The organism is Acinetobacter sp. V115_6 (assembly GCF_031799025.1).
Taxonomy (GTDB): Bacteria; Pseudomonadota; Gammaproteobacteria; order Pseudomonadales; family Moraxellaceae; genus Acinetobacter; species Acinetobacter pittii.
In genome coordinates, this window is sequence record NZ_JAVQNO010000020.1 from 41,732 (window position 1) to 55,941 (window position 14,210).

13 protein-coding genes are annotated in these 14,210 nt (G+C 39.5%); 11 read left to right on the forward strand and 2 right to left on the reverse strand.

Annotation, left to right across the window (positions count from 1 at the left end; translation table 11 throughout):
- The first annotated feature begins 37 nt into the window (after window positions 1-37).
- The 6 genes from RMA94_RS07840 (at window position 38) to RMA94_RS07865 (ending at window position 6,960) form a co-directional block, all read left to right on the forward strand.
- The gene (locus RMA94_RS07840) at window positions 38-484 is read left to right on the forward strand and encodes a tripartite tricarboxylate transporter TctB family protein (protein WP_078224226.1); all 447 of its coding nucleotides are present in this window, start codon (window positions 38-40) and stop codon (window positions 482-484) included.
- Window positions 485-496: 12 nt separating this feature from the next.
- Entirely contained in the window at window positions 497-1,996 is a 1,500-nt protein-coding gene (locus tag RMA94_RS07845) for a tripartite tricarboxylate transporter permease (RefSeq protein ID WP_000382837.1), read from the forward strand.
- A 49-nt stretch (window positions 1,997-2,045) separates the two neighbouring features.
- On the forward strand, window positions 2,046-3,092 hold the full coding sequence (locus tag RMA94_RS07850) for an AbrB family transcriptional regulator (RefSeq protein WP_068557204.1): 1,047 nt from the start codon (window positions 2,046-2,048) through the stop codon (window positions 3,090-3,092).
- 161 nt (window positions 3,093-3,253) lie between these two features.
- Window positions 3,254-4,639 (forward strand): outer membrane protein transport protein, encoded by a 1,386-nt coding sequence (locus tag RMA94_RS07855; RefSeq protein WP_057067989.1) that lies wholly within the window; start codon window positions 3,254-3,256, stop codon window positions 4,637-4,639.
- Window positions 4,640-4,670: 31 nt separating this feature from the next.
- The gene (locus RMA94_RS07860) at window positions 4,671-5,558 is read left to right on the forward strand and encodes a bile acid:sodium symporter family protein (RefSeq protein ID WP_057067986.1); all 888 of its coding nucleotides are present in this window, start codon (window positions 4,671-4,673) and stop codon (window positions 5,556-5,558) included.
- A gap of 34 nt (window positions 5,559-5,592) precedes the next feature.
- Window positions 5,593-6,960: an amidohydrolase gene (locus RMA94_RS07865; protein WP_311082448.1), complete on the forward strand. Its 1,368-nt coding sequence runs from the start codon at window positions 5,593-5,595 to the stop codon at window positions 6,958-6,960.
- A gap of 58 nt (window positions 6,961-7,018) precedes the next feature.
- Here RMA94_RS07865 and RMA94_RS07870 read toward each other — a convergent pair whose 3' ends face one another.
- Window positions 7,019-8,026, reverse strand: coding sequence for an AraC family transcriptional regulator (locus RMA94_RS07870; protein ID WP_017387508.1), 1,008 nt, complete (start codon window positions 8,024-8,026; stop codon window positions 7,019-7,021).
- 215 nt (window positions 8,027-8,241) lie between these two features.
- Here RMA94_RS07870 and RMA94_RS07875 point away from each other — a divergent pair, with 215 nt between their 5' ends.
- Window positions 8,242-9,267, forward strand: coding sequence for a fatty acid desaturase (locus tag RMA94_RS07875; protein ID WP_311082524.1), 1,026 nt, complete (start codon window positions 8,242-8,244; stop codon window positions 9,265-9,267).
- An 88-nt stretch (window positions 9,268-9,355) separates the two neighbouring features.
- Here RMA94_RS07875 and RMA94_RS07880 read toward each other — a convergent pair whose 3' ends face one another.
- Entirely contained in the window at window positions 9,356-9,964 is a 609-nt protein-coding gene (locus tag RMA94_RS07880; protein ID WP_282463920.1) for a LysE family translocator, read from the reverse strand.
- Between the two features lie 255 nt (window positions 9,965-10,219).
- On the opposite strand from RMA94_RS07880, the gene RMA94_RS07885 reads away from it, so the two are divergent.
- The 4 genes from RMA94_RS07885 to RMA94_RS07900 all read left to right on the forward strand — a co-directional run bounded on the left by RMA94_RS07885 (window position 10,220) and on the right by RMA94_RS07900 (window position 14,191).
- Window positions 10,220-11,092 (forward strand): LysR family transcriptional regulator, encoded by an 873-nt coding sequence (locus RMA94_RS07885; RefSeq protein ID WP_311082451.1) that lies wholly within the window; start codon window positions 10,220-10,222, stop codon window positions 11,090-11,092.
- A 368-nt stretch (window positions 11,093-11,460) separates the two neighbouring features.
- Window positions 11,461-12,447: a DUF1852 domain-containing protein gene (locus tag RMA94_RS07890; RefSeq protein WP_000031350.1), complete on the forward strand. Its 987-nt coding sequence runs from the start codon at window positions 11,461-11,463 to the stop codon at window positions 12,445-12,447.
- A 21-nt stretch (window positions 12,448-12,468) separates the two neighbouring features.
- Entirely contained in the window at window positions 12,469-13,512 is a 1,044-nt protein-coding gene (locus RMA94_RS07895; protein WP_000735359.1) for a methionine synthase, read from the forward strand.
- Between the two features lie 187 nt (window positions 13,513-13,699).
- Entirely contained in the window at window positions 13,700-14,191 is a 492-nt protein-coding gene (locus RMA94_RS07900; RefSeq protein WP_000249487.1) for a flavin reductase, read from the forward strand.
- Window positions 14,192-14,210 lie beyond the last annotated feature (19 nt).

Genomic DNA, 14,210 nt, shown 5'->3' on the forward strand with positions numbered 1-14,210 from the left:
GAAGCTATTTTTCAGCTCAGTTTTTTTCTGAGGATAGATGATGAAATCTGAACGGATTCTTACCGCCATTATTACGGTTTGTGGGTTATTTTTGTTGATTTATGCGAGCAATTTTGAAGCCCCAATTTCCTACGATCCAGTGGGCCCTAAAGCTTTTCCTATTTTATTAATGGGCTTAATTACAGCGAGTGCAGCGTATCTCACTATTCGACCGGCCATTATGTTTGAACCCGTGGAATTGGGATGGACAAAACATCTAGTCGTTAAGTTAGTGTTGTGTGTGGTGGCTTTAACGCTATATGCATTAGTTTTTGAATGGCTCGGCTTTATTGTTGCAACCCTGTTGATGACCATTGCAGTGGGCAAACTTTTCCATGGCAAAACCATACCGGTTTTGGTGACAGGTTTGGTACTGAGCATGAGTACCTACTATATGTTTGACCGTTTCTTGGATGTGCCGTTACCACTTGGATTTTTTGGTTAAGGATGACCCGATATGGATGTATTAAGTTTTTTAATGATGGGGTTTGAGGTTGCCTTGCAGCCGCAGAATCTTTTAATTGCTTTGATTGGCGCATTTATTGGAACGATTGTTGGCTTATTACCGGGTTTAGGCCCAATTAATGGTGTGGCAATTTTATTGCCGTTTGCTTACGCTTTGGGTTTACCTGTAGATAGTGCCTTGATTTTATTGGCAGCAGTTTATTTGGGCTGTGAATATGGTGGGCGTATTTCAGCGATTCTGTTAAACGTACCCGGAGATGCTGGGGCCATTATGACCACGTTAGATGGTTATCCATTGGCACAGCAAGGTAAGGCAGGAATTGCATTGTCTTTGTCATCGGTCAGTTCCTTTGTTGGAAGTACTGTTGCCTTTATTGGGATTGTATTGTTTGCACCTATATTGGCGAAATGGGCAATTGCGTTTGGACCTGCTGAATATTTTGCTCTGATGGTCTTTGCAATTGTTTGTTTAACTGGTCTGGTCAGTACGCAGCCTTTTAAAACCTTAATTATGGCACTCATGGGCCTAGCACTTTCAACTGTAGGGATGGATGCAATTACAGGTGTATATCGCTTTACCTTTAACAGTGTCGGTTTAAGTGACGGAATTGCATTCACAACTTTGGTTATTGGCCTATTTAGTGTAAGCGAAATCCTATTAATGCTCGAACGCACGACAATTGGTCAAGTTGCCTTAAAACAAGGAAAGCGTTCTCTTTTTAATCTTAAAGAGTTCTTTTTCTCGTTAGTTGCTATTATCCGCAGTTCAGTGATTGGTTTCTTCTTGGGTATTCTTCCAGGAGCAGGTGCAACCGTTGCAAGTGCGATGGCCTATACCACTGAACGAAAAATGGCAAAAGATAGTAGCAAGTTTGGTAAAGGTGATTTACGTGGGCTTGCTGCACCAGAAAGTGCGAATAACGCAGCGGCTTGTGGTTCATTTGTACCCATGTTGACACTAGGTGTACCGGGTTCGGGGACGACTGCGGTCATGATGGGCGCATTGCTTATGTACAACATCGCACCAGGTCCACAGTTATTTGTTCAGCAACCTGTACTGGTATGGTCGCTGATTGCATCGCTTATGGTAGGCAATATCATTCTGTTGGTATTAAACTTGCCATTGGTAGGCTTCTTTGCCCGCATGTTGAGTATTCCTAATTATATTTTGATCCCGATCATCGCAAGCGTGAGTTTTGTTGGTGTGTATGCTATTCATAGCAATATCTTTGACTTGCTGTTATGTATGGGCTTAGGTGTATGTGGATATATTCTTAGAAAATTTGATTTTCCTTTAGCTCCATTAATCTTAGGTTTTGTACTTGGCGAATTAATGGAATCGAATCTGCGCCGTGCACTTTCAATTTCTCAAGGGGAACTTGATGTCTTATGGAGCAGTAACATTAGTATAGGACTTTGGATCATGTCAGGATTATTATTGATCTTGCCAATCGTTCGTAAATACTTGTTTATCAAAAAGCAACAAGCTTAATAGGACAGCAATAATAGTCAGCATTGGTTGGCTATTATTGCTCTGAATTATGGAAAAAATAAGCTCAAATCTCAAAGGATTAGCAATTGCTCTGGTCGGAGCTTTAATTGCCAAATATTTGCATATTCCCTTGCCTTGGTTGCTTGGACCTTTATTGACGGCTTTATTGTTCGGTAGTGTTGGTCATCCACTTGCCTGTGATCCCCAGTGGCGACGCATAGGGCAGGTCATTATCGGTATGGCTTTAGGCCTATACTTTTCACCAGCTTTGGTACAGGCAGTGGCAGCATATTGGGGCTTTATCCTCATAGGTTTGGCATGGTCACTTGTATTGGGTACGTTGCTGGCTGGATTGCAATATCGAGTTAATGCCTTGGATTGGGCAACTGCATGGTTTTCTTCTGCGATTGGTAGCGCCAGTGAAATGGTGAATATTGCAGAACGATATCAAGCTCAAGTCGATAAAGTCGTTGCTGCCCATAGTTTGAGAATTGTGATTTTGGTTGTGCTGGTTCCAATTTTTATGGAGCTTTATTTTCATGTCGAATGGACTGGTTTAAAGATACCAGTGTCGGATCAATTTAGCTTTTTTCAGGTTGTATTGCTGTTTTGTCTGGCTCTGTTTGTGGGTAAGGTTTTTCAATTTTTTAATCTTTTGAATGCTTGGATTTTGGGGTCACTCGCCATTATTGGGTTATTGTCATTTTGTGGAATACTTCAGATGAAATTGCCTGAGTGGTTTACTGCCTTTGGTCAAGTCTGTATTGGCTGGTCACTAGGCAGCAAATTTCCATTTAGCTTTTTAAGGAAAAATAAAAAATTTATTGGAATCACACTGATATTCAATTTATTGGCTTTAGCGTTATCGATCAGCGTTGCTTTATTACTGGTTAATTTAAGTCATACAGAAAAACAAATCTTGATTTTGGGGCTTTCACCCGGAGGCATCGCAGAAATGTCACTGATGGCTAAAGCTCTCGGACTCGCAGTACCCATCGTCGTTTCTTTCCAACTTTCAAGATTAATTTTCGTAATTCTCACTACACGCTTTTTTTATCAATACAGTCTGCGATTGTTTTTTAAATCTAAAAAGTAAGCCCTTTTTTAATATAAAAACTTTGTTGTGCTTACCGCTACACAAACCATAACTTTTCAATATGGCATCTACGGTCAACTCATTGGCGTTTGGAGCTAAGCAGAAGCATTCAAATCTACATAAAGTGAGGAATCAAAATAAAAAATATCCAGGATGGATCCATGAGTTTTGTTGTGAATAAAAAAATATTGATCTTAGGAATAACTTCAATTTGCATAAGCACCTTACATGCGGCTGCATTTGATAAAACAGGGCAGTCTGTAGCGGCATTTTTACAACCGGGTAACTATTTTGAAGCAAGTTTAGGAATCACAGATGCCAATTTAAGTGGTGTAGAGTCGGGCACAAACCCGTCACATCATTCAATTTCAGATATAGCCAACACCGATTATCGACCTACCGCAGCTTTAAAATTACAGTTAGCACCGCAGTATTCATTTGGCTTGCTTTACGATCAACCATTTGGTGCCGACACAGAATATTCAGGCCTAAATGGCTTTGTTGCCACGCCAAAAGACACGGTTATGTTACCCAGCATTACAACAGCAGGACTTGCCAATGCTACTTCTGGTCAGGCTCCTACAGGAAATGCAAAATCAGAATTTGATATACAAAATTTAAGCTTTATTTTGGGGTATCAACCCACAAAAAACTGGAATCTTTATGCGGGGCCAGTCTATCAAACCTTTAAAAGTCAGGTTGAATTAAGAGGTAATGTATTTAGTCTTTACAACGGCTATGACTTTCACACCAAAACTGTAGGTGACTTGGGATGGTTAGCAGGACTTGCCTACCAGATTCCGGAAAAAGCTGTGAAAGTCTCATTAACCTACCGTTCAGCCATTACTCACAAATTAAACGCGACTGAAAATGCCCCACTCATTGATATGTTAAGCACTCAACAAGGTCGTGATTTAGTTAATCAGCATCTAGACTACATGATTTCTATTGGTCAGATGACTTCACAAAAGAAAGCTTACTTAAACCAGATTATTGCCAATTTGCCAGAACAAGAAGATACAGGTACAACAAAATTTAAATCTCCTGATTCAGTGAATTTAGAGTTCCAGACCGGACTTCGTCAGGGAACGTTACTGTTTGGTGGTTTACGCTGGGTAAATTGGAGTGATCTTGCTTTGCAACCTTATCGCTTCGGTGAGATCTCAAAAGTTGTTGGCGTACTATCAACGCCAAGCCGTCCAGAAGGTTTTAATTTGGTTCGTTATTATGACGACCAATGGTCTTTAAATTTGGGGGTTGGACAACGCTTTTCACCTAAATGGTTAGGTTCTGTGTCGGTTGGATGGGACTCGGGAGCAGGTGATAAAGTGTCAACGGGTGGCCCAAGCAAGGGATATTACAACTTGGGCGTGGGTGCTCAATATAGCCCGACATCGCAATACTTTATTTCTGGTGGTATTAAATATTTTTGGTTAGGCGATGCAAAAGCTCAGCTTGGCGCACAGGCGGGTAGTGACTATTATGTAGGTGAGTTTAAGGATAACCACTCAGTCAGCTATGGCTTAAAAATTGGATATAAATTCTAAACAATACAAAAATTAAAAGAGGAAATAGAGAATGGATTCATTGGTAATTACCGTATTCTTACCCATAGCCTTGGCGATTATCATGGCAGGTATGGGGTTGGAATTGACTCTCAAGGATTTTAAGCGTGTTCGCCAGCATCCCAAAGCCGTATTTATTGCTTTGTTTTGTCAGCTCATTATTTTAGTAGCTATTGCTTTCATGATTTGTAAGGTCTTTGCTTTACCACCAATGATTGCTGTTGGGCTAATGTTACTTGCAGCTTCACCAGGCGGGGCCACTGCAAATTTATTTAGCTATTTATATAAGGGCGATATTGCCCTTAATATTACTTTAACGGCGATAAATTCAGTGCTCGCTGCTTTTACACTGCCCTTGATTGTGAACTTCGCATTACTACATTTTGTGGCAAGTGAACAACACGTTGGATTGCAGTTTTCTAAAATAATTCAAGTATTTGTTATTATTTTATTTCCAGTCATCATTGGAATGTTGATTAGACATTTCTCACCAAAATTTGCAGAAAAGTTAAATAAACCCGTTCGTGTGTTCGCCATTGTATTTTTACTTTTTATTATTGCGCTCGCGATTGCTAAAGACTATCAAAAACTTCTCGATTACATTGGACTCGTTGGCGGAGCAACCTTACTTTTCTGTGTTTGTAGTCTTGCGATTGGATATTGGTTGCCACGTTTATTTGGCATTAACAGCTTTCAAGCCAAAGCATGTGCATTTGAAATTGGCATTCATAACAGTACCTTGGCTTTAACGATTGCTTTAACTGTGATGTCAAGTTCGGATGCAGCAATGCCAGCAGCTGTGTATTCAATATTGATGTACATAATGGCCACTTTATTTGGTACCTTATTAAATCAATTAGAAAAGAAAGATTTAGCTAAAAACAAAATAATTATTAATTAACTGCAAAGATTATTAAAACGGAGCTTCATACATAATGAACAAATTTTTTAAAAACAGCCTATTTTTAGGATTATCGACTTTCATTGCAGGTTATGGAACTCTCCTTCATGCGGAAGCAAGTCCAACAACTTTGCCGGCGGTTTCGCAAAAAGCGTTAACCATTATTGATGGGCAAACAGAGTGGTTAAATAAGGTCTATAAAGACATTCATGAACACCCTGAACTTGGGTTTATGGAAACGCGTACTTCAGCAATTGTTGCCAAAGAACTTAAGTCACTGGGTTTTGACGTTAAAACGGGAATAGCCAAAACAGGCGTGGTCGGCATTTTAAAAAATGGTGAAGGACCAACAGTAATGTACCGTGCCGATATGGATGCCAACACTGTTGAAGAAGCGACTGGTTTACCATACGCGAGTAAAGTGCGTGTAAAACTTGATGATGGAACTGAAACACCTGTAGCACATATGTGCGGTCATGATGCACATGTGACATGGATGCTCAGCATGGCAAAAACATTAGTCGCTTTAAAAAAGGAATGGAGCGGAACTATTATTTTAGTCGCGCAACCTGCCGAAGAGCCGATCACAGGTGCAAAAGCTATGGTGACCGATGGCTTATGGACAAAATATAACTTGCCAAAACCTGATTATTTCTTTGCAGTGCATACCACACCTGCACCTGTGGGCGTGGTCATCAATGCACCGGGGCCACGTATGGCGGGAACCGATCAGCTTGATGTTTTATTTAAAGGTGTGGGTGGGCATGGTTCACTACCAATGCTCACCAAAAACCCAATTAGCATGGCGGCCAATGCAGTAAATCAATATCAAACCATTATGGGTAACGCAGTTGATCCGCAGCAAGCGGCAGTATTATCGATAGGTTCAATTCAGGCTGGAAACTCGAATAACGTGATTCCTTCTACTGCTTTGGTCAAAATGAACTTGCGCTGGTTTGATCCAAAAGTGCGTGAAACCATGTTAAATAACATTAAGTCTATGAGTGAAGGCGCGTCTCAAATGCAGGGGATGGGTAAAGACCAAATGCCGACCTTTACTTTTAAAGGTTCAAGCACACCTGTAATTAACAATAAAGAATTTTCAGCACGTTTAAATGGGCCTTTAAAAGCACTATTGGGAGATAAACATGTTCTAACTGAGTATCCTGCGGTTATGGGGTCAGAAGATGTTCATCATTTGTTAGGCGACCAAAAAGACATTCCTTTTAACTTTATGTTTATTGGTGTGGCAGACCCTGTTGTGTTTGCAAATGCAGTCAAACAAGGCAAACCTGTGCCTTATATTCCACATAGTCCAAACTACATTGTTGACTTAAAAGCTTTGCCAGTGGGTGCTAAAGTCACTACAGTTTCGATGCTAGAACTACTTACTAAAAAATAAATTACTCATAAAAAAAAGATGCACTTACATGCATCTTTTTTATCTAAGTTTTCAAAAGTTAAGAGCAAGCCAGATATTTTTCTCGATAATGGATAGGTGATAAATCGGTCCAGCGGCGAAACGCACGGGTAAAACTACTTACATCGGTAAAGCCAAGAATATAAGCAATCTCAGTAATATTATGGTTTGAGTTTTTAATATACGATAAGGCGAGTTCATGCCGAGTCTGATCAAGTAACTCACTATAAGAGGTGTTTTCGGCAGAAAGTTTGCGTTGCAGACTCCGTATGCTTAAGCCCAGACTTTTTGCAACGTCTTGTTGTTGAAAATCACCTGTAGATAATTTTTCAATTAATTTTACTTTCACTCGTGCCAATATATTTTCTTTATCGAGCCGTGCCAGATAACGATTAATAATTTCATCATATTCTTGGGTGAGGGTTGGATTTGCACCTTCTAGTGGTTGTTCTATGGTTGCCGTATCAAACACAATCATATCTTTGGGTGCATTAAAAACGATCGGAGCTTTTAAAATACTCTGGAATGTTTCTAAATCTTCAGGTTCTGAACGTCTAAGTTCAATGCGTAAGGGCGAAAAAACAGATCCTTGTAAAGCACGACTCGAGCGAATAAAAACGGAAATAAATGCATCTATTGATTCGGGCTGAACTTCGTCGGGAACATGAATAACGAAATAATGATTATTTCCTTGCCCATAAAACTCTAGCTCTGGAATATCTGTAACCACACGAAAATAACGAATAATTCTTAGAAACATCTCTTTTAGGGTGGTGCTGGTAATCAGTGAATGTCCTAACACATGAAAAGTATTTTGATTGACTTGGCTGGCAACTTTAAGGCCAAAACATGAATCTTGAGTTTTCTGAACTGCTAATTTCCATAAATTTGCTGTTTGTTTTAATGAATATCGTGCATCAGGATTACTCAGAGCCTGAATATCTAAACCTGCTTGTTCTAATAAAGGTTGACTATCAACACCGGCTTTTTCAAGCGCCTTTTGAATCGCTTTTACCCAGCTAGCCAGTGCCGTTGCTGTCTGTGGCATGTTATGTCCTATAACTTGTGATTCATATTCCTCTGAACAGTATAAAAGATTCAAAACTAAAAAATCTTTTGTTTATTTTGAATCTTTTTATTTTGGCATCCATAGCCAATAGATTGGCGTTTCGAGCTAAGCACACTTAGGGCGATCTAAATAAAGTAGGGGCATGAAAAACTGAGGAATAACGGATGACCTATATTTATAAAAATCCTGCCGGAATGACCGATAGCGAAAAAACGGAACATATTAAAAAAGTAGTAACAGCAGAAGGCGTGGCTTTACGCAAACGCCATCCTATTTTGAACCATCAAAATGCTATTGGGGCGATGATTCTATTTATATCTTTGGTCGGCATGATAGCGACTGCCGTGCTCTATATAAATCATCAACTTTCAGCTTGGTTTGCAATTCCGATTATTGCTTTTTTTGCATCGCTCACCCATGAGTTAGAGCATGACCTGATTCACTGGATGTATTTTAGAAAGAAACCATGGGCACATCATTTAATGATGGGCTTAGTCTGGTTAGCTCGACCAAGTACCATTAACCCGTGGAAACGTCGTGAGCTGCATTTTAACCATCATAAAAATTCAGGCACCGAAGTCGATTTAGAAGAAAGAGCTTTAACCAACGGAGAGCAGTGGAGCATACGTCGACTCATCGCGATTGGTGATAACGGCTTGGCGGTCTTGTTTCGTATTATTTCTGCAAGCAATTGGACGGTTAGAAAAGTAATTTTTAAACGTGCATTTATGGCTTATTTTCCGCTAGGAATTATTCACTGGTCGCTGTGGTATATCTTTTTAGGTTTTCATGCAGTTGATATGATTTCAAGCTTGGCAAATGCACCGATCGCATGGTCAGCTACAACCCTAAATGTTATGCATGTGATTAATGTTTTGACTGTGGTGTGGATTGCGCCAAATGTGCTGCGCACCTTCTGCCTGCACTTTGTGACAAGCAACATGCATTACTATGGTGATGTTGAATTAGGCAATGTGATTCAACAAACGCAAGTGTTAACACCGTGGTGGATGATGCCGTTCCAACTCTTTTGCTTTAACTTTGGTTCGACGCATGCCATCCATCATTTTGTGGTGAAAGAACCATTCTACATTCGACAAATGACTGCGCCCGTTGCCCATAAAGTCATGCGTGATATGGGTGTTCGGTTTAACGATGTTGGAACATTTAAAAGAGCAAATCGTTGGAATGTAAATGATTTATCTGAATCGAATACTTAAAAAATAGATTCTTAACTCGCTTGAATGGACTGAGTTCTGTACACAGGACTCAGTCCATACTCTACAGTCTCTTAAAAATCAAGTGTCTCTACTGAAACTTAGTAAAAAGCAAAATCACACCTAACACACATAAAATTGAGCCAATCACCTTATTAATCTGTACTTGCTTGGCTAACATTTTCTGTCTCAGTAGCATGGATGAAAACAGCACCGCCACCAGTGAAAACCATACAAAATGGGCCAAAGACATAAAAAAGCCATAAGCCAAAAGTATGGTTTTAGGCGTGGTTAAACTCACAATTTGCGTATAGGTGCTAATCACAAATAGCGTGGTTTTAGGGTTCAGGGCGTTGGTAAAAAAGCCATATTTTATGGCTTGCAAAGTACCTATAGAATTTAAAGCAGCAGTGTCTAAAACTGGTTTTTGAGTAAAGGTTTTATAGCCAATATAGATCAGATAAAGTGCGCCAATATACTTAACAATATTCAAAATTTGTGGCGTATAAGTCATCACAAAGGCAACGGCTACAAGTGTATAGGTTACATGTACCAACACGCCAAGCGATATTCCGAGTGAAGTGAACACACCTATTTTTCTGCCGTACAAGTAACTATTTTTCGTAACGATCGCGAAGTCAGCGCCGGGGCTAACCACCGCCAAAATCGTAATGAGAATAACCGCAATAAACTCTGCCATTATCTTGTGCTCTCACTGAAAACGAGGGGGTTGATCTGTACTTTTTGGAATGTATTTGAGAGGAGAGCTGTTTTACTGAAAGCTATTATTCTTTTCGTGAGAAAGATAGGGGCTTTACATTTATGAAGATAGATATAGATATCTAATATATTTTTCATCATCTAAAATGGGGTTTAATAAAGATGATTTTTATTTTGAACAGAAACCTAGAAATAGAAATCGATAAAAACGACTATATATCTATGAGTTTTTGGAATGATTGAAAGAATATCGCTGAATTCATTAAAATTTTTCTATTTTGTGGCGAAGTATGGCAGCGTCACTTTAGCTGCAAAGAAATTATTTGTGACGCAAAGTGCAGTCAGTAAACAAATTTATAATTTAGAAGAAGCTTTAAATACGGCTTTATTCGAGCGAAAAAACAAAACACTTGTGATGACCGAGCAGGGCGAAATTTTAATGAGTTGTTGCCATCAGGTTTTTGGTCAACTCGATGAATGTTTAATCCAGCTAAGTCAGCCTAAAACTCACAACAAGCAACTGGTCTTGTCGTGTGAACCGACTCTTTCCATGAAATGGCTCATACCGCGGTTATCAAAATTTAAAAAGCTTGGGCATGATTTTGAGATTGTGTTACTTACCGCAGGCGGCGTGGTCGATTTTGAAAAAGATAATATTGATATCGCGATTCGCCGAAATGACTTTGATTGGGGAGAGCATATCTATAGCGAAAAGATTGCCGATGAATATATTGCTCTAGTTCAAGCAACCAAGCCATCGGAAACAAACGACTTACTCATTTCAACTTCTAGACCAAATTTTTTCAAAAGTACGAGTCGCATTGCTGAGTTAAAGCAGAGGTTAAAAGGCTACACCAAAGTTGAACTCGAACATTTTTATCTATGTTTAGAAGGTTGTTTGGCTGGACTTGGCGCGACAGTCATCTCAATTTATATGATTGAAAAAGAGCTTGAGTGGAACTTACTGCAAAAAATTTCACCTGTTGTGCAAGATAATTCAGCTTATTTTTTACTTTCTCATGGCGCTTTTGAGGAAGATTCACGTAAAACCATATTTTTAGAATGGCTAAAAACAGAGATGAATGAAAGTCAGCACACATTACTTTAGGTCGATTCTTTTTAACTTAAATTTTTACTATTAAGTATTTGAAAATAATAATTAATATTAAAAACGATTAAAGCGCTGCTTGAGCGCCGTATATTGAATTTCTACTGTCTAACATTCTCTAAGATGAAAAATATTTAACTTCATACTTATTTATTAAACTCTAAACATGAATTTCACTCAGTTTGTAATGAGACTAAATCATTTTTATTCATGTTCTGATTGCGGTATAAATCTATTCATGCTCTGAAGCGCTCCAGTTATTCACTTTGATAAGACCATAAGGCACAAATCTGACAAGTCTGGAAAGTTTAAAAAGAGCAAAAAGTTTTTATTTAGGTTTTATCTCAGAAATTAGGGTACTGATCACAATGAGTAAAGAATTTACATTTACGATTAAGAGTATTTGTTTCGATGAGAACTATCGTCCAGCAGACAATACACGTATTACAACCAACTTTGCTAACTTGGCAAGAGGGATGAGCCGCGAAGAGAATTTGCGTAATACATTGCAGATGATCGACAATCGTTTCAATGCCTTAGCTCATTGGGACAACCCTAAAGGTGACCGCTATGGCGTTGAACTTGAAATCATCTCAGTTGAAATGAACATTGATGCCGAAAACCGTACCAGCGGGCTTCCTTTAATCGAAATATTGAAAACCAATATCGTTGATAAGAAAACCAATGAACGCATCGAAGGTATTGTAGGTAACAACTTCTCGTCTTATGTACGTGACTATGACTTTAGTGTGCTGTTGTTAGATCACAACAAAAACAAGTCTACGTTTAGCACGCCAGAAAAGTTTGGTGAATTGCACGGTAACTTGTTTAAGAGCTTTATTAACTCTGAAACTTACAAAGCCAACTTTAAAAAGGCGCCTGTGATTTGCCTAAGCGTTTCGACGACTAAAGAATACCACCGTACTGAAAACGAACATCCTGTTTTAGGTGTTGAGTACAAGCAAGAAGACTATTCACTCACTGATGAATATTTCCAAAAAATGGGCTTAAAAGTTCGCTACTTCATGCCGCCAAATAGCGTTGCGCCGTTAGCGTTCTATTTTACAGGCGATTTGTTGAGTGATTACACCAACCTTGAGTTGATTAGTACCATTAGTACGATGGAAACATTCCAAAAGATTTACCGTCCTGAAATTTACAACGCAAATTCAGTGGCTGGAAAATCTTATCAACCAAGCTTGAAACATGAAGATTATTCACTTACTCGAATTGTGTATGACCGTGAAGAACGTAGCCGTCTGGCTATTGAGCAGGGGAAGTTTGTTGAAGAGCAATTTATCAAACCATACCAAGCGATTCTTGAGCAGTGGTCTGCTAATTACGCTCCTAATTAATCAACATACGGGTCATTGATCATGAAAAAATTATTACCAACTTCAACTGCTGGCAGCTTACCAAAACCGTCTTGGCTTGCAGAACCTGAAAAGCTTTGGTCGCCTTGGAAACTTGAAAATGAAGGCTTAGTTGAAGGTAAAAAAGACGCGTTACGTTTAGCGTTGCACGAACAACAACTTGCTGGCATCGATATTGTGAGCGATGGCGAACAAACCCGCCAACACTTTGTGACCACGTTTATTGAACACTTAAATGGCGTAGATTTTGAGAAGCGCGAAACAGTTCGTATTCGTGACCGTTACGATGCAAGCGTGCCATCTGTTGTAGGTGCGGTGTCTCGTCAAAAGCCTGTGTTTGTTGAAGATGCGAAGTTTTTACGTCAGCAAACCAATCAACCAATTAAGTGGGCATTACCTGGCCCAATGACTATGATTGATACGCTTTACGATGGTCACTACAAGAGCCGTGAAAAACTTGCTTGGGAATTTGCCAAAATCTTGAACCAAGAAGCGCGTGAGCTAGAAGCTGCTGGTGTAGATATTATTCAGTTTGATGAACCTGCATTTAACGTATTCTTTGACGAAGTAAATGACTGGGGCATCGCGACTTTAGAACGTGCAATTGAAGGTCTAAAATGTGAAACTGCGGTCCACATTTGCTACGGTTACGGCATTAAAGCCAACACTGACTGGAAAAAGACACTCGGTTCTGAATGGCGCCAGTACGAAGAAGCTTTCCCGAAACTTCAAACGTCTAATATTGATATCATCTCGTTAGAATGTCACAACTCACATGTGCCTATCGATTTACTTGAACTCATTCGTGGTAAAAAAGTCATGGTCGGTGCAATTGATGTGGCATCTAACCAGATCGAAACACCAGAAGAAGTAGCCAACACACTACGTAAAGCGCTTCAGTTTGTAGACTCTGACAAGCTTTACCCGTGCACAAACTGCGGTATGGCGCCTCTTTCTCGTGAAGTGGCACGTGGCAAGTTAAATGCTTTGAGTGCAGGTGCAGAAATCGTTCGCCGAGAACTGACGGGTTATGATCTTACTGCTTAATATTTCCCAATAAGTGGTATAAAGGGTTACTTTTTTGATGGCAGTTGATAATCAAACAAGTAACCCTCATTTTACTTACTACATGTAGTTCTAATCAGGACTCATGTTGATAAAGTACCTTCCTGATGGAGTTGGGCGGTATAGCAAACACACAGGACAAGGTACGGTTCAATTTAGGAATAATGTCATGGTTCAAGCAACAGACTTTAGAAATGCAATGTCTTTACTCACAAGTGCAGTTAGTGTTGTGACCACGGCAGGCATGTCTGGCCGTTTTGGATTTACTGCCTCTGCTGTTTGTAGTGTGACCGACACACCTCCGACATTATTGGTGTGTATGAACCAATCTGCGAGTTCACATGCACATTTCCTAGATAACAAAATCTTAACTGTGAATGTGTTAGGCGCGCATCACGAACATATTTCAAAAGCATTTTCATCTAAACTCACACCAGAAGAGCGCTTTAAACATGGCGCATGGATTGAGTTAGAAACAGGTTCGCCTGTGTTAGATGATGCTTTGGTGAGTTTCGATTGTGAGATTGAGCAAATTCAACAAGTCGGCACACACACGATTTTTATATGTCCGATTGTGGCGATTAAACAAAGCCAACATGACCAAAGTTTGGTTTATTTTAACCGTGCTTATCACCAAGTGGGGCAGACCGAGATTGTCTAATCTCACTTTCCATTTTGTT

What these genes read in the sequence shown, in the direction of transcription:
- RMA94_RS07885 (WP_311082451.1), top strand. Translation starts at nt 10,220, where the DNA reads ATGATTGAAAGAATATCGCTGAATTCATTAAAATTTTTCTATTTTGTG.
- RMA94_RS07850 (WP_068557204.1), top strand. Translation starts at nt 2,046, where the DNA reads ATGGAAAAAATAAGCTCAAATCTCAAAGGATTAGCAATTGCTCTGGTC.
- RMA94_RS07840 (WP_078224226.1), top strand. Translation starts at nt 38, where the DNA reads ATGATGAAATCTGAACGGATTCTTACCGCCATTATTACGGTTTGTGGG.
- RMA94_RS07875 (WP_311082524.1), top strand. Translation starts at nt 8,242, where the DNA reads ATGACCGATAGCGAAAAAACGGAACATATTAAAAAAGTAGTAACAGCA.
- RMA94_RS07890 (WP_000031350.1), top strand. Translation starts at nt 11,461, where the DNA reads ATGAGTAAAGAATTTACATTTACGATTAAGAGTATTTGTTTCGATGAG.
- RMA94_RS07845 (WP_000382837.1), top strand. Translation starts at nt 497, where the DNA reads ATGGATGTATTAAGTTTTTTAATGATGGGGTTTGAGGTTGCCTTGCAG.
- RMA94_RS07870 (WP_017387508.1), bottom strand. Translation starts at nt 8,026, where the DNA reads ATGCCACAGACAGCAACGGCACTGGCTAGCTGGGTAAAAGCGATTCAA.
- RMA94_RS07900 (WP_000249487.1), top strand. Translation starts at nt 13,700, where the DNA reads ATGGTTCAAGCAACAGACTTTAGAAATGCAATGTCTTTACTCACAAGT.
- RMA94_RS07860 (WP_057067986.1), top strand. Translation starts at nt 4,671, where the DNA reads ATGGATTCATTGGTAATTACCGTATTCTTACCCATAGCCTTGGCGATT.
- RMA94_RS07855 (WP_057067989.1), top strand. Translation starts at nt 3,254, where the DNA reads ATGAGTTTTGTTGTGAATAAAAAAATATTGATCTTAGGAATAACTTCA.
- RMA94_RS07865 (WP_311082448.1), top strand. Translation starts at nt 5,593, where the DNA reads ATGAACAAATTTTTTAAAAACAGCCTATTTTTAGGATTATCGACTTTC.
- RMA94_RS07895 (WP_000735359.1), top strand. Translation starts at nt 12,469, where the DNA reads ATGAAAAAATTATTACCAACTTCAACTGCTGGCAGCTTACCAAAACCG.
- RMA94_RS07880 (WP_282463920.1), bottom strand. Translation starts at nt 9,964, where the DNA reads ATGGCAGAGTTTATTGCGGTTATTCTCATTACGATTTTGGCGGTGGTT.